The following is a 21,396-nucleotide window of genomic DNA, read 5'->3' as shown; positions in this document are numbered from 1 at the left end:
ATATATCATTCCTATACATGAACATCTGCGTATTGATCCCGATATTTCTCGTTATACACCCGGCCTACCGACTCCGCCAGTCCCCCGCGTGCCTTGCTCGGATAGCGTTCAATCGTATGATAAAGTCTCATGAATCGATCCTTGGGCATAAAGCGGGCGTAGCGGGTAATAAGACTAGGGAATAACTCAATATATTTGCTCTTGCGCACAGCAGCAGCAGCTACCGCTGTAAGAATCTGAATTCCGTTGTGGAGCTGTAAAATGTTCACTTCATAGGTAGCGATATAACGAATCGCATCTTCCCGGATCAAATCCGGCTTAAGTCGTGCGATCTCACCGATATATTCAGCCAGTAGCCGCTCGAAGCTGCGTAACAGCAAGGGCTTGAGCTGCAGATCCATATCACTGCGCAGGACAAAGGATTGTAACAGCGCAACCTGCTGCAGTCGAATCCGGTCATTGTAGACGAGTGAGCCGATCTCGCGGAGCATCTCATAGGCGAGTGCTTCATCCTGCTTTCGGGCTTCGGCGACCAGAGCCCAGTTGCGGTTGATGCCCTGGCGGATGAGTTCCTCATCCTGTTGCAACATGCGCTTCAACTCGCGCTGCTGCTCTACTTCGAACGAACGTTTCTGCATGAAGATTAGTAAGGCCAGAAGCAGCAGGGAAACGCTGGCTGCCGCCATGGTCTGATCTATGGTCTCACCGAAATAGGTGGCAGCTGCACCGAACAATATCGTAATGAACAGGTCGCGTGCAATGCGGCGTTTCACACGGGAAGTTGCCTTCGCTTGGACGGAATTCAGGGTACCCCGGCCACAGGCCGTGCACTCCTCTTCCCACAGGCAGGTATACTGTCCACAACGGGTGCAGACTTGCAACTTTTCATAGGCATATGTCGTTCGTTGAAATGGTCGTATGGATACAACTAGTTTAGTACTCATGCTCAATCACGCTCACCATTCAGAATAGTGTAGAGGGTACGATCCGTGTCTTCGCGGGAGACCGGTTTCCGCCGATGAAGCTGGAGTGCAATTACCTTTATGATGACAAAAAGAAACAATATGGCGAGGCATCCGTATGTAACCATAATCCGTTCCCTTCTATGGCTTGGTAAACAAGCGCTGTTATATTGCAGTTTGCTGGCAATAACTATATCATATTTCCATAGTTGGTACTTTTGTGCCAGTTACAGGCATGAAATCGTCGATTTTTGTCAGTCATTACAAAACTGTAACTCAAGATAGGGGTGCTTTTCAGAATTTATTAGTAGACTGTTAAGATTTCCTTAAGGCTTGACGCCTATAATAAACTATTCCCATTTTAATCTCAAACGTGAAGGAGTACACCCAATGCTGCGGACACGCAAAATACGCTGGCTCAGTGGAACGATGGTTCTGCTGGCAATTCTAACGCTACTGTTACCTCAAGCGTTGCTGCCACAAGCTGCAGCGGCTCAGGCACAGACGAGCGGAATCGATGCGGTACTTGTAGCCGATGTAAGTAACTCAATGAATACAAGTGACCGTGACAAGATCAGTAATGAAGCCATGAAAATGTTTATTGATATGCTCCCAGTCCAGGGGGACAAGGTAGGGATTGTCGCTTATACCGATCAGGTGGAGCGGGAAAAGGCTATGCTGGAGATTCAGTCCGATGCGGACAAGAGCAACCTGAAGGACTTTATTGATCAGCTCGGCCGGGGGCCATATACCGATGTCTCTGTTGGTGTCGCTGAAGCCGTGAACATACTGAATCATGGTGCAGACCCATCACACTCGCCAATGATCGTGCTGCTGGCGGATGGCAACAATGACTTTAACAAAACCAAAGGCCGTACACAGGCACAATCCGATGCTGATCTGGCAAAAGCCGTGAAAGAAGCACAGGATCAGGGTATTCCGGTGTATACGATTGGACTGAACGCGGATGGCAAGTTGAACAAGGATGCACTCGCAGACCTGGCCCAGCAGACCGGAGGCAAGTCATTCATTACCGATACGCCGGATGATCTGCCACAGATTCTGAGTGAGATCTTCGCCGATCATGCCAAACTGAATGTGGTGAAGCTGCCCTCTGTAACGGGAAACGGCAGTTATCAGGAAGTTACCGTGAACGTGCCAAACGACAGTGTGCTGGAAGCAAACATTTCGATCATGTCCTCGAAGCCGGTGGAAGTACAATTGACAGACCCTTCCGGACAAGCCGTAGACCTGAACTCGGATGCAGCCAAGCTCTCAACATCGAAGAGTTATTCACTAGTGAAGCTGTTGAAACCCCAAGAGGGAGACTGGAAACTTCGGGTAAAAGGGGCTCCGAAAGACAGCATCGATATCAACCTGTTGTTCAACTATGATCTTCAGCTTGTTGTGGACCCAATTAAGACCAAGTCCTATACCAAAGGGGACAAGGTTGATCTTGCTGCCAAACTGGAGAATGGCGGTCAGCCACTTCAGGATAAAGATCTGTATGCAGATATGAAGGCCACGTTAGTTGTAAAAGATGTGGATACAGGCAAGAGTGAAGAACAATCGCTGGAAAACACAGGTTCTGGTTTTGCTGGTACATTTGAAGTACCGGACAATCATAACTATGAATTAGTCATCCGTGCGGAAGAAGACAGCTTCTACCGTGAAAGTGAGCCAATCACGATCAACGCGAGCGGAGCAGCCGGAAGTGGATCTCAACCAACAACGTCAGGCGGTGAACAGGACAAGCCGTTTCCTTGGTTACCTGTCATTCTGGGTGTTATAGCCCTGATTGTGGTCGGTGTTGGTGCCTGGTTCCTAATGGGCTGGCTGAAACGCAAAAACCGGGGATTTGTGGGTCAGATGATTGTGGAGATACGTGATGAGAACACGGGAGACAAGTCATATCCACAATATAAAAAGCTGGTATCCTTCCGGGGCAGATTCCATCTGCATCAGTTGTTGCAACTGGACCCTGAGTTGAAGGAAACCGAAAAATATGTATTTACGCCCAGCAATGGGGATCGAATTATAATCCGTAACACCGCAGGCGGTACGCTGGAGAAATCCGGTCGTGCAGTTGATGCAAGCTCAGGCGTTGAACTGAAGAACGGTGACCGACTGAGCATCCCGCTGCAACAGGCGGACAAGACCATTTTAATTGAATATCTGGTGTGAAGGATTATTTGATTTAAGTTGATTGTTTAGTTTAAAAGGATGCCAATAAAATTTGGGACCAACTGTTTACACGAGAACGCAGAGGACAGAAATAACGTGAAGAAGCGGAAGCGTTCGCCTTTATCCCCGGATTTTCACTTTGTAAAAGTGAATTGAAAAAATCTGGGGATAACAGCGATCGGAATGTTATTCTGTCATCGGAGTGGCAAGTGTAATGAAGTTGCAGTTCCAACTTTGTTAATCAAAGGAGGACATGGAATGAAGCCGATTGTTAGAGAACATATTCAGCAACTGGATGTATCACTTGGCGGAGGTATTGTCAGTGAGAAGATCAGAGTTGATACGATTGATAACCCCATTCTGATTATTGGTCTGGGGGGAACGGGGATTGACGCGCTGCTGCGTCTCAAATATCAGATTAACCGTCGTTTCAAGCTGCCACAGGACCCGGTATCCAAGAAAAAAATGGACAAGCCGGACAATGTGGAGTTTCTGGCTTTTGAGACAAACGAACAGGATCGCGCCAAAAAGTATAAAGGGATCGGACTTGATCCGATCAATGAATTCGTTTTGCTGTCCAATGCCGAGATTGGCGGACTTCTACAGAACCGCAGCGTGCTGGAACCGTATATCACGGACTGGCTGTCTCCAGAACTGAGTATCACGGACGGCATGAACGGCGCCGCAGGTGTGCGTCAGGCTGGACGTCTGCTCCTGTTCACGAAGATTAATCAGGTCGTACAGGCCATCGACAAAAAGATCAAAACCTTATCCGTAGGCACCAACAAAAAACTGATGGTGTTCCTGCTGACAGGTCTGTCCGGCGGTACAGGCAGCGGCTGTTTCCTCGATATTTCCTATATCGTACGCGGCATTATCGAACGTGATCACGGCTCTGCCGGGATTGACCGTGTCAATACGCTGGGGTATCTGTTCACGCCAGACGTGAACCTGTCCAACAAAAGCTTGAGCGAACACACTCGTGAATACATTCGCAAGAACGGGTATGCTGCGCTCAAAGAGCTGGATTACTGGATGAACGTGGATAGCCGCGGTGAGCGGTTTACACAGAAGTACGGCAATATTTTAACAGTCAACTCACCACTACCGCCATTTAACCTGTGTCACCTGATCTCTGCGACGAATACAGAGGGCAAATTGCTGGAGAACGCCTACGATTACTGCATGAACGTCACGGCCGAGAACATTACCAACTTCATGGCAAGTGAGGAGAAGCAGTCGGGTGAGGAGTTTGCGATCCATGACTATATCAGCAACATTCGCACCAACATTGCACAGATGAATAAGGTGTACCCGGCGAACTATGATTACAACATCATTGGTGCCTCTTCGGCTGTACTGCCAATCGAAGAGATGACCACCTATCTGGCGTATCGCATGTTCGACAAAATGAACACGATGTTCTCCAAAGCACCGAACCAGGAGGATACCGAGAAGTTTGCCCGCAAGCTGGGCATTGATCTCGAAAGTGTGGTCAAGTCCTTTGAAGCGCGCGTGCCAGAGCCGCTGCCTGGTTATCAGAACAGTGAGCGTTTATCCTATGGCAACGTGGTGAAATCACAGGTTGTGAATATGGATACCGAACTGGAGCAGAACTTCCTGGCGCGTGCTCGTGAAGAATATATCAAGGCGAAGAAACAGCTGCCGGGTGAGATTGCGGGTCAGTTCACTGAACAGATCCGGCGTATGTTTTTGCATCCCGAACAAGGTCCGTTCTATGTCTCCCGTCTGATTTATACGGAAAAAGGTTTCTGTGTACTGAAGATGATTCAGTCGTACATCGAAACCCTGCGTGAGAATGCCTTCCGCATTCCGCGTGATATTGAAGTAGCTCAGGAGCAGTCCGAAGAGAAGCTGGGCGATGCGAAGAGTGCTTTTGTCTCCAAAGAGAAGAAAAAGAATGCTTATATTGAAGCAAAAATTCATGAGTACTGGCTGCACGCCGACGTGGAACGCAACGATCAGATGATCGAGTTCTATGAAGATCTGTATGAGTTGCTGAACCAGGAAAACAGCCGCATTTATAACGTATTTACCGAGACGCTGAACGCCCTTAGCTCGATATTCGCCAAGAACGGTGACCTGCTGACACGCGGCGAAGAACAAGCCGATCACAAAGGCAACAAAACATATTACTGGAACGTCGTAAGTGTACCGGATATCGTCAGTGTGGTGGACGGGCTGCTGGATAAGCGTGATACGGATGATCTGATCCGCGACTTCTCCCGTGAATTGCTGGAAAACTCCAGCCAGTGGGTGAAAGAGAACGAGATTGATATCGTCAGCTCCATCTCCGACTTCCTGAGTGAGAAATTCGGTGATCTGATTACGCGTTCCATGGAAGATTTCCTGGTGATCAAATACGGTCAGGATGAGTCAGTCGAGAAATTCGTGGAACGTTTCATTGCTGGCAAGCTGGATGATGAGGCCGTTCCGGTGTTCAATCTGAGCAACAGTACAGGCAGTCTGCATTTCCCTTCATGGGGATTTGTATCGGTACCGGCACAGGCGCCAGGCATTCTGAAAGGGATTCGTAATTATCAGAACAATGCGGTGGGCAAGTCTCATTTTACCGTCAAGGAAAGTGAAGTGCGTAACCGGATATTCTGGCTGAACACCCGCAACGGGGTACCACTCTTTGTGTATACACCGCTCAAAGTATATGAGGAAAGTTATGAACGTACCATTTTGGACAAAGAAGGCATTGGTCGTCACTTGGTGCAAACGGAGAAAAACAACTGGACCTATCTGCCGTCTCCGATTCCGGAGAAATCATGGGGAGATGTGTACGAGAACGCCCGCGTGAAGCAGTATAACGCCCGTGTACGTAGTGAATTCGAGCAGGCGCTCGGATACAACATCGTGACAGCCAAATCCATTGATGAGAATACAAGCAACCGGTATGCCATTGTGACAACAGAAGCGTTTGACCTGTCTGCCAAACTGGGAGCCTACGACATGCGTCTGACGTCCACCACGCCGAACCTCGGCGAAGTGAAGCGGGCTGTGATTGAGCTGAAACGTCTGCAATCCGAAGGGTTGCCGCGTGTAGGCGTTAAGGATATTTTCGGAAGTATTAATGAAGATATGGCCAAAGAAAACCTGGTACGCTCTCCGCAGCTGATCGCACGTGTCCGTGAGGAACTGGCAAAGATGAATGCCATCTCGGCCAAAGTTGCGGAACTCGAAGGCATTCTTGCCCAGTACCAAGACGAAGAGCAGTGGTATGACCGCTTCATCGAAGCGTTATATACTGACACCATCGTCAAAAAGGGTGCGCTCTACGTTTATGACCGTGACCCGGAAGAAGACGCATGGGAGCCGTTCGCAAACCTGATGAAGAGCCGTAATTTTGCCGAGTATGAAGTGTTTGGCAACTTCCGTGGTCTGGCGGAGAAGGATCGCAGTACATTGCTGCGCAAAGCCTCCCGCCGAGATAACGATCTTACAGCTTCTGAGGATATTACCCCACTGCTGACAAAGCTGGATGATCTGGCTGCGCTGTTCATGGAATCGCGTGATCGTCTCGAATACGAGCGGGTAGAGCTGGCTAACGGAGAAGACATCTATCAGTTCTACAGAACGATGTCGTCCAAGCTGAACGACATTCGCAGAAGGCTGAAGTAAGATGGCGGCCGGGATGGAGTTCAATTCGAACAATACCCTGAAGCGTGATCTGGAGAAGTATGCAGCACAGTATGCAATCGAGCAGGAACGTCAAGGCAGCCTGGGTGATGGACGCAGCAGTATCCATTACCCGGCTTTGTTCCTTTTCGTGGGTGATCTGGTTGCACCTGCCGTTTCTGCCGTACAGGAGATCAATCGGCTGAAGTGGGATAATGGAGACGGCGTGGTCTACGTTCAGATCGGGACAGAAGATCAGGAAGCGCGTCCGGGTGAAACGAGAAATGGTGGCTCGTCCGATGATGGCCAGGTGACTCGTCACCGCTTGCCTTTGTCCGCTGGGCAGACGGAGCGACCGTCCAAAACACGGCGTAAGGATGTACACCGCAGTTTCCATGAATCAGATCAGGCACTCTTTGACCTGAATCGTACGCTTCGGCGGGTCAGTAACCGAATTGCCGAATATGGACGGCTGTACTCGTCATTTGATCGGATTTACGTTACGGTGGTAACCAGAGCGGATGATCCGTTGAATGTATTGTTGCCAGAGCTCTCCAAGCTGACGGAGACTATTTTGTCCCAAGCCTTCAAGTCGGTGCAGACGGATCTGCATGTGTTGGTCAGCGAGATGGAACAGGTGGATTCCTTCGGGTATGCCAGCGCAGCAGGCCTTGCTTTTTTGCGGGAACTAGATTATATGCAGTCGCTGGACTACACGTTCAGCGGTAATCTGCTGGTGACGGAGGATGGGATCTCCATTCCCGTTACACATCCCGCGTCACCGTTGTTTGATCTGGTATATCTGTTGTCCGACAAAAACGAGCGTGGAACCGGCGTTCCCGGTGGTTGGATCGAAAATGCCGAGATCATCTGCCGGATCTGCCTGCTGAAGAACAGGAAGCAGGATGTGGATCACTCGGGTACCGTTTCAAGCACGGGAGCGAACACGTACAACAATACATCCTTTAAAAACAATATTCGTACCACCTCTGATCAGCATGGTTATGCAAGCGCGGGTTTTGCCGAGATTAGGCGGCCAAACAAGCCAATTGCACTGGCGGTGTTATATCACATGTATCGGTATCTGCTCGCACGCATGCGGCAGGAGCCGGACTGGAGCATCAAGGACAAGCTCGCTTTCTTCGGATTGGATGCGGCCTCGGTGGAACGCAAAGTCGAAGGTCTGCTGCCCAATGAAGATCTGGTTAGTGGCATGAGTGGCATCATGACGCATAACGTCAGTTTCTCTGATCTGAAGCCGCTCTCCCTTCGTGAAGCGGAGAGAGCGTTGTTTGGACAAGGGGCTGAAGCATACTTCCGCGATAACGTTGTCCGTCTTGTCGAAGAGCGTGTGCGTGAGCGCAGCTCTGGCGGCTCTCTGCGCCGTCAGGCCGAACAATCCCGCGCGGAGGATTCAGAGGTTGGTTACTTCCAGTGGGCGGCCTGGAGTGACAGTGAGCCTGGCAGTGTACGTGAAGCGCTGCTCGGACTGATTAGGGATAAATCGATGCAGCTTGAATCGGCACGTGCTCTGCTGGAGCAACGTCAGCAAGAGCGAGTGGAAGATCAGTCGTTCAAACGAGCGTTGTTCCGTGATAAACAGAATGTACGCAATCTGATTGACTGCATGCTGGAGCGAGTGTATGTACCGAAGGTAGAATTACTGCGACTGGAAAATGAATTACATCTGCTGCGCAACTACGATACGGAGATGGAAGAGCTTCACCGTTTTAGTCGCCACGTCACAGCAGCACTTGAAGCGCTGGAACGCACACTGCGCGAGACAGCTACCCAAAGTATCGCCGCTGCGGATGAATACATTGGCCAGAACGTGATGGAGTACTACGGCAAAGTGACTGAAGAGCTAATCATCGACCTGGAAGCCAAGCGCGGACGGGATGTATGGTTTGAGGACCGTTACATGGGAGACATGAACCGGCTCGCCACAGAAGGTGATGATCGTCTGCTGAAACGTCTGATGGAGGTATGTCACTCGTTGCTGCTTACGGCCGAGCCGTTACGATTGCCATTTGAAGAAGAACTGTTGCAACGGGCCAATGTAACGATTGCCTACGGAGACAAAGACGTATTAACCCGGGATGATCTGTTCCGCAGGTTGTACCACACACTGGAGGATCAAGCGGTCGTTCGGGTACGCGTATTCGATTATACGCAGGAACATCGGTATGAAGAGAAGTATTTCTTTGGTGACCATCATAGTGCTTTCATGGACTACGCGGCGCATGCCGAAGAGACGTCACGCATCTACAAGCTGGGTGTGGTGTACGAAGAACGCAGCAGTGGTGTAGAGAAGCTCAATCTGATGGGAGGTTTCCATCTGGAGGATCTCATGGTGTATCGGAACGGTAAGGTATATTACGACTCGTATACGGAAAATGGCTATGAACTTCACCCCGCAGGTCTGGTGGAGAAGTTGTCACCCATTCGTTAAGACGTCTGGCGGTGTCCTATACCCAGCACCAATTTTGTATTAACTCAGCCTGCTTACGGCTGGTATGGAAAGGATGCATGTGGACATGCAGCGAAAAATCAATCTTCTCCTGGTCCTGTTCAGCCTGATTGGCGGGGCAGTGGGCTTTGCGGCAGGAGAAATCATGCTGCGTCAATGGCTTGGGGAGATGCCACGTCTGTTGCTGATGGGATTATACTTTGGCGTACTGGCGTTGAGTGTGGGATTGTTCTGTTTGATCGCAGAGATGATCTCACCCAAGCTGAATGGCGCTTCATGGAAGCTCCGGTATCTGGGACTGTCGTGGAAATTGCTTGTTCCGGCAACACTGGCTCTGTTGTTTGTTGTTGGACTCGCCCTGCAATTGTTGTATCAGATCAATCCGGGCGGTGTGAAGCAAGTGAAAGACATCGTACTAATGATCGATAACTCGGGCAGCATGAGCGAGACAGATCCGGATAATGGACGCTTTGAAGCAGCCAAGACACTGATCAGTCAAATGGAGAGTGACAAACAGGTAGCTGTCATTACATTTGATGACCAGCCGCAGTTGTTGCAGCCATTTATTGCGCTGGATAGTGAAGCGGCCAAGAATGAGGTTTATAGCAAAATTGATGGCATTGTCACAACTTCGGGCGGCACCAATTTTGATGCCGTGTTGCGGGAAGGCATGGAACAGATTCAAGGCAAACAGGACCCGAAACGTGGTACCGTGGTCATCTTGTTATCTGATGGCTTCAGTGAAGCGGATACGGCAGATATTTTGTCCCAATATAACAACGAACAGATTTCCATTAATACAGTCGGCCTCAGTCTGGTTGACCCATCAGGAACGGATTTGCTGCGTAATATTGCCCAGCAAACGGGTGGCATGTACTATGATGTACCAGATTCCGGTGGTCTGAATCTGGCATTCCAGCAGATCTACGATACGATTGATGAACGGACGCTGGTGACGGAGCGTACAGGCATGATGGAACATAGCGTTTATCTGGCGATTTTCCGTGTGGTTGCCGTACTGCTAATTGGAGTAGCACTGGGTGTGTCACTCGGACTTGTGTTTGATAACCGTCATCTCGCGCTCAGCTTTGGTATTGGTGGTGCAGTGTCGGGTCTACTGGCAGGGCTTCTGCTCGAATGGGGTCTCGACGGTTCGAACGTGGGTGATACATTCGTACGACTTGGTGCGATGCTCATTTTGTCTGGCGTATTGACCCTCTTCTCCTGGATTGTTCCGATTAAGGAGAACACGCCGCGGAAGAGCCGAGGTCGTCGTGAAGCTGGCGGCGGAACTTCTTCTGCCGAAGGGTTTGGTCAGAGACCAAGAGATACACGCAGCAAAGGATTCTAACGTCGGGAGGTCAATGGAAATGCGGTTTATGGATGCAGACCCTTCGACACCCTTGATTCGAAAACTGACACTTGCGGTGGACGAAGGACGTTGTACACTTCGCTGGCTCTGGCCGGAACGGGTAGAAGCTGTGTATGTGGAACGGCTGGAGCTGGATATGATGAGCGATGATCGTACCGAGGAAGAGCCTGCACAGGGCAAGCTGAAGCTGTACACGAGAGAGGAATATAAGGCGAGCAATGGTTACACGGATCGGATCACAGGTTTTGGTGCCATCAAGTACACGGTGTATGTGTGTCAGATGGAGGAAGAGGGACCTGTACTGATCCGTCAACGAGACGAGGACAACATGGTGATTGCAAGCGCAGGGAAGGCGGATATCCGCTTTTCCATTCGCTACAAGAGCGGTTTTTTTCAAAAACGAAAAAGTGTGTTGATCACCGTCACAGCGGAAGTACCTGTTCCAAAGGAAGCCCTCTGTTATGTTCGCAAACAGGGCGGGGTTCCGTTGAATAAGGAAGATGGTACGGTGTACCCTTTTGTGAGTGATTTTGCTCCCGGAAGAAATGAGATGCCGCCCGTTGAAGTTGCCAAGGATGATTATGTGCGATTATTCTTCACGGACGGACCGAAATATGGAGCCGCCTATCGGCTTATATCAGACTAGATAGTTGGACTAGCGATTGGAAGGTTACTCTGTCATCGTAGTGCAAGTGTAAATCACCTTAGTCTGACTTATCAGGGGAGGGGAGTGGCTATGAGCTTTTTTAGTCGGTTTTTGAAGAGACAACAGCCGGAGGAACGTCCGCTGTTTTACGATATTGTATGCCCTTATTGTTTCAGTAAGTTTTCACCGGAAGAGGTGGTGTTCCGCGCCGCCCATCACCGCGATGATGATGAGGACTACGCACTCGGGGAAGATGCAAAGTTGAATCGGTATCGTGAAAGATTCGGACTCGACACGGTATTTGATATGGAGGCCGTATTGGCTCCGCATGATGTACCGGAGGAACATCGTATTTATTCCGATAACATCGTGATGGGTCTTAACGATCGGTATGGTGTCGTTACACGCCGCCGGTTGTGTCCGCAATGTCATAACGAGTTGCCTGTTACGGCAGGTAAAGCACCGAGCAACATCATTTCCATTATTGGTGCGTCCCAGGTGGGTAAATCCGTCTACATGACTTCATTAATTCATACATTGCAGCATTATACAGCGGATCATTTTGACGCGGCTTGCATGCCACTGAATGCGGAGATCAGCCGCCGGTTCCGTGCGGATTATGAAGAACCGTTGTTCGAACGGGGCGATTTGCTGGATTCCACACAGAAGGAGAAGTTGCAAGAGCCGTTTATCTTCCAGTTTGTGTTCAAAGATGAAGATAAAGCGCCGCTGACCTTGGTATTCTTTGACGTTGCGGGCGAAGGTATGGTGGAGCAGGATTATCTCGGACTTCACGGGCAGCACATCAAGAACTCGGCAGGTATCCTGTTTATGGTGGACCCGCTTCAGATTCGTTCGATTCGGGACAAAATCCGCATTAACCTCGGCAACGAGCCTGGAGAGTGGACACCACGATACGATGAGCCACGTGACGTGGTGCTGACGATGTTCGGAGATTTTATCGCGTATCAGGACAAAGCCAAGACCAATATTCCAACGGCTGTTGTGCTCACCAAAAGCGACATGCTGCATTCCCTCAAGGATGAAGAGGGGGATTATATCAAATCGAACAGTAATGTCTTCCGCAATATGGTGCATCGCGATTGGTTCGACTTAACCGAGTTTGAAAATATCGACGGGGAGATCCGGCGTTTTATCGAGAAGGTGGATCGTCCGTTCAAGGGCACGATGGATGTGTACTTCAAGGATACAGCCTATTTCGCAGTCTCTGCGCTGGGCAGCAATCCGGTGGATATGAAATTGCAGGGTGTGGTTAGTCCGATTCGCGTGGATGAACCCTTCTTATGGCTATTGTACAAGCTGAAGTACATTGAGGGGAGAGTGGGATGATGCGTTCTTCCGTAACCCCGCCCATTGAACAACAGTTGTATACCCGAGAGCGGCGCGGGGTGTTTCGCACAACAGAGGGGTTTGATACGGTTGCGGCATCGCCGGGACTGGACCCTTCTTTTATCAAAAAAGTGCTTCACCCCTACTGTGTCTATGACGCTCCAGCGGAGCTAACAGGCCGTAGCGAGAAGGACGAGACGAAGTTTCCGGCTTCCATTCACCTGCTTCATCTGGAGAGTGGGGAGACGATCCTTGGGCAAAATGTGTACCAGTCTGCGGATTTCACGGGGCTGCGCAGTGCCTTTTTTGCTCATAATTACGTCTTGTCTCCCGAACGCTCGGAAGTGCAGATGAAGCAAGGCGGCTGGCTGGATGCCGTGTTCGCCACGTCCTATGACATCGAACAAGGTACAGTACTGCCGGCGCTTGCTGAATTGCCCATCTCACCGGGAAGTGGTCCTGATTCATCACCAACCCAAGTGCTGAGCGCCTTGAAAATGAACGAAGTGCTGTTCAAGCGCTTGCTCTACGCCGTAATGCAGTCTGTAGCAACACGCAGAAAAGTATACATTGCGCTGGACCTTCCCGCAGAAGAAGTGACCGCAGGGGCCAAAGGATTGCTGCGTTTGCTGTACACAGCGTTACCATACGCCTTCCGGCGGCAGCTGGGATTCATGACGTTTGCCAAGGAGCCGCAGGCCAAGAAGGGCATCCATGTTCAGTTTGTAGAGCGGGGGACGTTGCGTCCGAAAGACCGGAATACGGAGAAGGACTTCACCTTTGATCTGGTATCCGGCAGAGTGACACATGCGGATGCATCTGTGGCGAAGTTACCTTACGCGGAATTCGCCTGGGCTTTATTGCAGGAACCTCGTGCTGCGGATGCGTTCTATACCTTTGCGGACGAAATGCTGTCTGGCATGGAGCCTGGACGGGAGCTTTCCATTGAAGCCTATGGCGAACTATCGGTGTTCTATGCTCTTGAACAAGGCATGGAAGATCTGTACCTGGATAACAAAAGCCATGTCCTGAGTGGCTTGTTGACCTATTTGAAGCCGGAAGGTGGAGTACAGCAGCGTTCGCGTCTGAATGAGTTGTTCCTAACCTTACTCAGCCGGGAACTGGACAGCGTGAAGCGTGAGAATGTACCCGAAGAAGCGGTCGCTGCTCGCATTGGAGAATATTTCAGTGTTGCCGCACCCGTAGTGCAATCCTGGATTGTGGACTATTTCATCTATGGTGTGAATAATGCTCGCGCCCAGAAGCGTATGCGTGCTGTACAGGAATTGTATGCTGTGCTGGATCGGGATCCGCAGCTGAATCGAGCTTTCTTTGATAAAGTGCTGGCCAATGAATCGCTCACCAAGCTGTTGTTCGAGCCTTATCTGGACAATCAGCTGAAACGCACGGAATCGGCAGCGAACGTTGTGGAAGTGATCCGAAGATGGGTTACGTCCCATCCATCTGCGATCCACTACAGCTTCTTGCAGGAGCGGACAGCCAATGAGCTGCGTGAACGGTTATGTTCTGCGCCTAATCCGGTACAGTCTGCGAATGAAGCCCTCCAGCGTGTTAGCATACTGGATCGGGTATCCGCTGATGTCACCTATGATATAGGCATTACGGCACGAATTGGTCAATCTGAAGCTACAGCCCGCCCTAATCGCAAAGGGGGATCTCCGTCTGCCAGTCAAGATTCGGCATATCAGGAGGAGTTAACCCGCCTTGCAGACAAGCTTGCTTATGTCATTAACCTGTTTATGATTCAGGATCTGGATCTGGATCGGGTTAACCGTGAACAGCTATTAAGCATTGATATTTTGCAGCATGGCAATGAGGTTCGGGATTGGGCGGCACGTCAGGGCTCTGATGTATCCGCTCGAACGAACATGATGCTGGCTGCAAGAGCGTGGCTTAGTGGCGAGGGGAATGAAGAAGAGGCATTGGAGGCACTTTCCCTGGCAGAACGCAATGAACTTCAACGCTGGACGCGTCGCTGGCTTGCCGGAGAGCTGCAGGCTCATAAGGGGATCGCGGCATATGAAGCTTTGCCGATGGCTTTTTATCGGGGAGGAAGCGGCAGCAATCGGTTGGATTATCCTGGCCTGATTGAATTCATCCGCACCAATGCAAGTCGTGCTGAAGGGCTGTATCCATTCTTCGAATGGTCAGGAGATCATCGAATGTTTGTCCGGGGTTCCAATGCGCATAAAGGATATGCGGATGCCATCGTGGCGTATTTCAAAGCCCATGACCGTGAAGCATTCAAGTCGAAGTCAGCTTTCAAACCGTATTACGTGAGAGCCAGCAAGACAATGAAGCCGGTCTATGACCGTGCGAAGACGGAATTGTCCTCTCCACTGGTGCGGATGCTAACGGGTAAAAGGAAAAATCTGTTCGGATTACTCCTATTGATCCTGGTTCTGGGTATTTCTGGCGGTACATATGCATGGATGAAAAATTCTGTAGAGCCGCCGGCGGCATCCCCTCCATCCACCCAGGATCCTGCCATTCCGGCTGAACCTGAGGTACAGCTCGCGGAGCAGATTGCTTATATGATTCCTGCGAGTGAACAGGAGGGTACGCAATCACCTGCTCAACTGGTGATCCGTTTCAGGAACGATACGGGAAGCACTGAGTTTGAGCAAGGCAAACTTCAATTGACAATGAAAGATGGCAGTACTCAGGAGTTGGATACCACAGGCAAGTGGGAGAGCTTTAATCGGAATGAGGAGCCAGATAACCAAGTTCCTTCCGATAGTAGTTCAGGAAGTACTTCCGAAGGGAGTACGGATGGGGCGTCAGCGGGAAACGCGGGGAACGTAGAGCAGACGGAGGATGGCGATCAGCAGGTAGATCTTTCAACATCGGGTGATTCCACTTCAGATCCTGCTACCGATACAACAACGGATACAGGTACGAATGAATCGTCTAATGCTGCGAGTGGAGACACGGATCAAGGTACGGATGCCGATCAAGCTACTGGTTCCACATCGCCTGACACATCTGTATCCAATGAACAGGATGCGGATGCGACGACTTCTTCAAAGATGTCTATTGGAGAGGTAGATCGTCTCTATCCGTATGGACTGCAGATCGATCTTCCAGCAGATATTGATGCCGAGAATATTGCCAGTGTGCAGAGCACTCAGGGTGGGATGACTGTAATCCAATTGATGCCACAGCCGAAGCTGTAAGTTATTTTATATGAACATGTTGCATAGATTCATTAAGTGTCTTTTGATCCAATAATGAAAATGCTGACTTCATACCTTATTAAACGAGCGTATGTGAGATGACCTTGAACTTGAATTTCAAGGTCATCTTTTTTTATTTGATATGGCGGATATAGCAAACGCATGAAAAAAACTCACACATTCACAATTCAGACACAAAATTTGCGATTCAAGAGTTTGAAAAACAGTCAGAAGTGATAAAGTGCGCGGAATGAATGAGAAAAGGTCTCATGTTTACTTGAGAAAAGAGGGGGATTTCTGCTACAGAAAGACCAAATAAAGCACGAAAAGAGAAGAAAATTTGGTTTTTTATGTTGACAAATGATAATGATTATCAGTATCTTTAGTGTAGAAGATATTTGCGTCGGAAATCACAGAATTACAATTTCGTTTTTGTTGTCATAGCCGGATTACATAACCGGGATAAATGAGAGAGGGATGATCGCATGTTTCGTCTGGAGACGACCAAGCTGGATATCGCTTATGAGGAAAGACTAATTGTAGAGGATCTGAATATTCAGATTCCCCAAGGAAAAATCACAGCACTTGTTGGAGCCAATGGTTCAGGGAAGTCAACCATCCTGAAAACGATGGCACGTATTATGGCTCCAAAAGCAGGTAATGTATTGCTCGACGGGAAGTCCATTCATAAACAGTCCACGCGTGAAGTTGCCAAGCAGCTTGCGATTTTGCCACAGAATCCAACAGCCCCTGAAGGTCTTACCGTTACTGAACTGGTATCGTATGGTCGCTTTCCTTATCAAAAAGGATTTGGCTCCATGCGTGCGGAAGACAAACGCATGATTGAATGGGCTATTGAAGTGACAGGCATGACAGAATTCCACGATCGTCCGATTGATCAACTGTCCGGTGGACAGCGTCAACGTGCCTGGATTGCCATGGCCCTTGCTCAAGAGACAGATATCCTTTTCCTGGACGAGCCTACAACGTTCCTGGATATGGCTCACCAGCTCGAAGTATTGCAGTTACTGGAGCAATTGAATGCCACAGCCAACCGTACCATTGTTATGGTTGTGCATGACTTGAATCATGCTTCCCGCTACGCACATCACATGATTGGTATCAAAAAAGGTAAAGCCATTGCTCAAGGTTCACCTGTGGAAGTTATGAATTCGGATGTACTTCGTGAAGTATTCAACATTGAAGCAGATATCGTGATTGATCCGCGTTCGGGTGTACCACTCTGCTTGCCTTACGCGCTTGCAGGTGAACGCCAACAAGCGAAGCCGCCGGAACAAATGGTCATGAACAGTGCGATGGTTCATGCTGGAGGACGGACAGAACCACGTGTTCAAGCGACAGGAAGTTAACGAAATGGGCCATATGTGGTCCTTACATTATAGAATGAAGCCGCTGTGCGCTATCGCACACGGCTCTTTTGCATTCAGGGGGAATTTGCAACTCATGGGAGCAATGGGATATGGGCAGACCCGGGATTTGGTAATCGCATCGGATCAGGTCTATAATAATAGGAAAGGCTGTGGGTTCATTGGTTATCCAACGTGCTCGCAACAGCCCAAACCAACATATGTCATGGGAGGAATCAGTCATGTCCGTATATTCATATCAGGCGGTAACCACCGCGAACCAAGAAGTCTCACTGGATCTGTATCAAGGTAAGGTATTGGTCATTGCCAATACAGCCAGCAAGTGTGGGCTGACCCCGCAATACGGTGAATTGCAAAAGCTCTATGATCGTTATCGCGATCAAGGTTTGGTTGTACTGGGTTTCCCTTGTAACCAGTTTGGAGGGCAGGAGCCAGGTACAAGTGAGGAAGCGGAATCATTTTGCCAGATTAACTATGGTGTGAATTTCCCGGTGTTTGCCAAGGTAGATGTGAATGGTGAGGACACTCATCCCCTGTTCCAATACCTGAAGGAGCAACAACCTGGCGTAGGTGAAACAAGCGATATCCAATGGAACTTCACCAAGTTCCTTGTTAACCGTGAAGGTGAAGTGGTAGGTCGTGTTGAACCAAAAGAATCTCCGGAGACAATGATTGCAGATATCGAGAAATTGCTCGGTTAATACATGAACGTTTGAGAAGCCTGTCCTTGCATGTGCAAGGATAGGTTTCTTTGATTATTTTATATAGAGTGGCTACATTCTCTTCACAGGTAGGGGTTGGCTTCAGGAGCAATTTGTGAGCGTTTACCAATTTAAAAATTAACACTGTAGCGGAAATGGAATGCATTTATGTTGTACAAGTAAAAGATGAATGTGGGAGAGAACTCTAACTTTATACGTCCATACTGCGTTTATACAGGGATTGAGGAAGCCATTACATAGCATAAACCGACCCATATCCGGGGACAATGAAATCAATACAATGAAGGGAAGAAAGGCTTAAATACAGGGAAATAACCTCTTTCGACAAAATTTATTTGCACAACCTATTGCAATGTGAAAAAGATCACATTATAATGAGTGTATAAAGTGAAATAAATCACATACACAGTTTCGAATAAGAAGTGAAATATTTCACAACCAAAATAACGTTATATTCAAACTCATTTATATATTTCGAGGAGGAACTTTTAATGAAAATCGCAGTTATCGGATGTACACACGCAGGAACCGCAGCCATCGTAAATACCGCCAAATTGTACCCGGATGCTACCATCACGGTGTATGAGCGCAATGACAATATCTCCTTCCTATCTTGTGGCATTGCGCTCTACGTAGGTGGGGTTGTGAAAGACCCTGACGGTTTGTTCTATTCTTCGCCTAATCAATTGGCAGAGCTTGGTGTTGAGACCAAGATGCTTCATGAAGTAACAGCAGTAGATGCCAAGGGCCATACCCTTCAGGCTAAAAACCTGAAAACTGGGGAAGAATTTGAAGATACGTTTGACAAACTGATCGTGACAACGGGGTCATGGCCTGTCGTTCCGAAGCTTGAAGGCATCGAGATGGATAACATTTTACTTTGCAAAAACTACAATCATTCCAACACGATTATTGAAAAAGCCAAAGATGCCAAACGTGTTACTGTTGTAGGTGCAGGATATATCGGCGTAGAGCTGGTGGAAGCTTTCCAAATGAACGGTAAGGAAGTTACCCTGATCGACAGTGTGGACCGGATTTTGAACAAATACCTGGACCCTGAATTCACGGATGCGATCGAAGATACGTTGACTGGGCGTGGCATCAAGCTGGCTCTCGGTCAAACGGTACAGAAGTTTACTGGTGAAAATGGCAAAGTGACTAAAGTGATCACGTCCAAAGGAGAGTTTGAAACCGATCTGGTTATTCTGTGCATTGGTTTCCGTCCAAATACAGAGTTGCTTAAAGGCCAAGTGGATATGCTGCCAAACGGCGCAATCGTCGTGGATAAATATATGCAAACGAGTCAAAAAGACGTCTTCGCTGCAGGTGACAGCTGTGCTATTCATTACAACCCAACAGGTAAAGCATCTTACATTCCGCTGGCAACCAACGCCGTACGGATGGGTACACTCGTAGCCCGCAACCTGGTTCGTCCTACGACACCATACATGGGCACACAAGGAACATCCGGTATCAAAATTTATGAGCAAAATATCGCAGGTACAGGAATGACGGAAATGTCTGCTGCTGACGAAGGTCTGATTGTTGAATCTGTCGTACTGGAAGACAGCTATCGTCCGGAGTTTATGCCAACGGCTGAGAAACTGTTGCTCAAAGTGGTATATGAGCAGGCTACTCGTCGGATCGTTGGAGCACAGGTGATGTCTCAGGTTGATCTGACCCAATCGATTAATACGATCTCGGTCTGCATCCAAAACAACATGACCGTAGATGAGCTGGCCTTCATCGACTTCTTCTTCCAGCCACATTACAACAAACCATGGAACTTCCTGAACACGGCTGGTCTGCAAGCACTGCCACCGGTAGAAGTAAAAGCACCAGCAATGGTGTAAGCAAGCAGAATAGATGGTTGAACAGCGAGCATGATAAACGCCATACAAAGATAAGTCATGCTTATCCGTAAATATGAGGTGTACAATAACTGCCAGGATTACGAAACAAGGCGGACGATTATAAAGGAAAAAGAAGACTGGCGAGTATATCGTCAGTCTTTTTTTTGGTTTTTTAGCTATAAAAGGCTTTACTATACTTTTGCTGACTTAACTATTTAAAGACGCTCTTAAAGCATATTTTTGAACAACATTGTGATAATTTACACAAAGTTTCACGTTGTACCAATATACAATTGAGATATGGCATTCAACACATAAACAATGAAATTAGGTCGTTTTCCCAAACGATGAACAATGAAGGAGAGGATGAATGATATGGCAGCAAAAACACCTCTTGAGGTTGCACAATATACGGCGCAAACAGGTATGAAGAAGGCTCAATATCCGGTGTCTTCTGTACTGGTGCTTAGTTTTCTGGCAGGGGCTTTTATTGCGCTGGGTTTTCTACTGGATATTCGGGTAATTGCATCTGCTCCTGCTGAGTGGGGAAGTCTGGTTAATCTGATTGGTGCAGCAGTGTTCCCGGTGGGACTAATCTTGGTACTCATCGGTGGTGGCGAGTTGCTAACGGGAAATATGATGGCAGTTCCACTCGCGACGATTGCTCGAAAGTTATCCGTAGGTAATATGTTGAAAAATCTAACCTTAGTAACGATGGGTAACTTTGTTGGAGCTTTGTTTGTCGCATACGCGTTTGGACATGTGCTTGGTCTGACCGGAGAGGGTGTATATCTGGTCAAAGTGGTGGATATGGCTGGACACAAGCTGCATGACGGATTCCTGCAGGCTTTTATCTCAGGCATCGGCTGTAACTGGCTGGTCGCGCTGGCGGTGTGGTTATCTTATGCATCGGATACGATGAGTGGCAAGGTACTGGGCATTTGGTTTCCAACGATGGCATTTGTGGCCATTGGATTTCAGCACGTTGTGGCCAATATGTTCCTCATCCCGGCGGCAATCTTCGAAGGACATTATTCGTGGGGCCAATATGTGATGAATTTCATTCCGGTATGGCTCGGGAATCTGACTGGTGGTGCTCTGTTTGTAGCTGCAGCCTATTGGGTGGTGTACCTGCGCCAAGCTGAGCCGAAAGTGAAACCGGAGGTAGCCACGTCGAACGAAGCTGTGGAGACGGAGGCCAGAGCGATGTGGAGCAAGCAGGCGTAGCGGGGCATATATACACGTATGTATACATGGGTAATGGAACATTCATGTAGAAGAGAAGACGATTCTGGTCTTGCTCGGTTCATGGCGAATATGCTGTGATGGAGCAGGTAGGGATCGTTTTTTGGTATGGGGTCCTTGTGGATTTTAACGCAAAATAAATTCGCCATGACAAGGTTCGGGGGAACGAAACCTGTTCATGGCGAATTTCGGGAGTGGTCCATGATATGGCATGAGGAGGAAGTGGGGAAACACTAGCCTAATGCCTTGTTTTTAATTTACCCCTGAATTCTGAAGTTGAATCAAATGGCAAAACATTTTTTTGAAAATATTTTGAAGCCGCTATAGCGGCGAATATGAAGCAAAAACATACTGTTCTCTTT

At 48.7% G+C, this 21,396-nt stretch carries 13 protein-coding genes; 11 read left to right on the top strand and 2 right to left on the bottom strand.

Annotation, left to right across the window (positions count from 1 at the left end; translation table 11 throughout):
* Positions 1 to 11: 11 nt before the first annotated feature.
* Both NZ043_RS06960 and NZ043_RS06955 read right to left on the bottom strand, forming a co-directional pair.
* Positions 12 to 944 carry a hypothetical protein gene (locus tag NZ043_RS06960; protein WP_091036100.1) on the bottom strand — a complete coding sequence of 311 codons (933 nt, stop codon included), beginning with the start codon at positions 942 to 944 and terminating at the stop codon, positions 12 to 14.
* Between the two features lie 2 nt (positions 945 to 946).
* Entirely contained in the window at positions 947 to 1,090 is a 144-nt protein-coding gene (locus NZ043_RS06955; RefSeq protein WP_165980303.1) for a hypothetical protein, read from the bottom strand.
* 262 nt (positions 1,091 to 1,352) lie between these two features.
* On the opposite strand from NZ043_RS06955, the gene NZ043_RS06950 reads away from it, so the two are divergent.
* The 11 genes from NZ043_RS06950 to NZ043_RS06900 all read left to right on the top strand — a co-directional run bounded on the left by NZ043_RS06950 (position 1,353) and on the right by NZ043_RS06900 (position 21,016).
* On the top strand, positions 1,353 to 3,146 hold the full coding sequence (locus tag NZ043_RS06950) for a vWA domain-containing protein (RefSeq protein WP_339311169.1): 1,794 nt from the start codon (positions 1,353 to 1,355) through the stop codon (positions 3,144 to 3,146).
* A gap of 258 nt (positions 3,147 to 3,404) precedes the next feature.
* A complete protein-coding gene (locus NZ043_RS06945) occupies positions 3,405 to 6,794 on the top strand; it encodes a tubulin-like doman-containing protein (protein ID WP_339311167.1) in 3,390 nt (1,129 codons plus the stop codon).
* Position 6,795: 1 nt separating this feature from the next.
* Positions 6,796 to 9,243, top strand: coding sequence for a transcription initiation factor TFIID (locus NZ043_RS06940; RefSeq protein WP_339311165.1), 2,448 nt, complete (start codon positions 6,796 to 6,798; stop codon positions 9,241 to 9,243).
* 85 nt (positions 9,244 to 9,328) lie between these two features.
* Positions 9,329 to 10,612 carry a vWA domain-containing protein gene (locus NZ043_RS06935; protein ID WP_249912717.1) on the top strand — a complete coding sequence of 428 codons (1,284 nt, stop codon included), beginning with the start codon at positions 9,329 to 9,331 and terminating at the stop codon, positions 10,610 to 10,612.
* Between the two features lie 19 nt (positions 10,613 to 10,631).
* Positions 10,632 to 11,279 carry a beta-mannanase gene (locus NZ043_RS06930; protein ID WP_249912716.1) on the top strand — a complete coding sequence of 216 codons (648 nt, stop codon included), beginning with the start codon at positions 10,632 to 10,634 and terminating at the stop codon, positions 11,277 to 11,279.
* Positions 11,280 to 11,369: 90 nt separating this feature from the next.
* Positions 11,370 to 12,629 (top strand): hypothetical protein, encoded by a 1,260-nt coding sequence (locus NZ043_RS06925; RefSeq protein WP_024632789.1) that lies wholly within the window; start codon positions 11,370 to 11,372, stop codon positions 12,627 to 12,629.
* A complete protein-coding gene (locus tag NZ043_RS06920; RefSeq protein ID WP_339311161.1) occupies positions 12,626 to 15,826 on the top strand; it encodes a hypothetical protein in 3,201 nt (1,066 codons plus the stop codon). Before NZ043_RS06925 ends, NZ043_RS06920 begins: the two co-directional genes overlap by 4 nt.
* Positions 15,827 to 16,311: 485 nt before the next feature.
* Positions 16,312 to 17,196 carry an ABC transporter ATP-binding protein gene (locus NZ043_RS06915; protein WP_339311159.1) on the top strand — a complete coding sequence of 295 codons (885 nt, stop codon included), beginning with the start codon at positions 16,312 to 16,314 and terminating at the stop codon, positions 17,194 to 17,196.
* Between the two features lie 239 nt (positions 17,197 to 17,435).
* Positions 17,436 to 17,915 (top strand): glutathione peroxidase, encoded by a 480-nt coding sequence (locus tag NZ043_RS06910; RefSeq protein ID WP_047840764.1) that lies wholly within the window; start codon positions 17,436 to 17,438, stop codon positions 17,913 to 17,915.
* 512 nt (positions 17,916 to 18,427) lie between these two features.
* Complete coding sequence (locus NZ043_RS06905; RefSeq protein WP_339311157.1) at positions 18,428 to 19,789, top strand: FAD-dependent oxidoreductase; 1,362 nt, start codon at positions 18,428 to 18,430, stop codon at positions 19,787 to 19,789.
* 375 nt (positions 19,790 to 20,164) lie between these two features.
* A complete protein-coding gene (locus tag NZ043_RS06900; protein ID WP_339311156.1) occupies positions 20,165 to 21,016 on the top strand; it encodes a formate/nitrite transporter family protein in 852 nt (283 codons plus the stop codon).
* Positions 21,017 to 21,396 lie beyond the last annotated feature (380 nt).

It is taken from the genome of Paenibacillus sp. FSL k6-2145 (genome assembly GCF_037976585.1).
Lineage (GTDB): Bacteria > Bacillota > Bacilli > Paenibacillales > Paenibacillaceae > Paenibacillus.
This window is presented reverse-complemented; position numbering and strand designations above follow the sequence as displayed.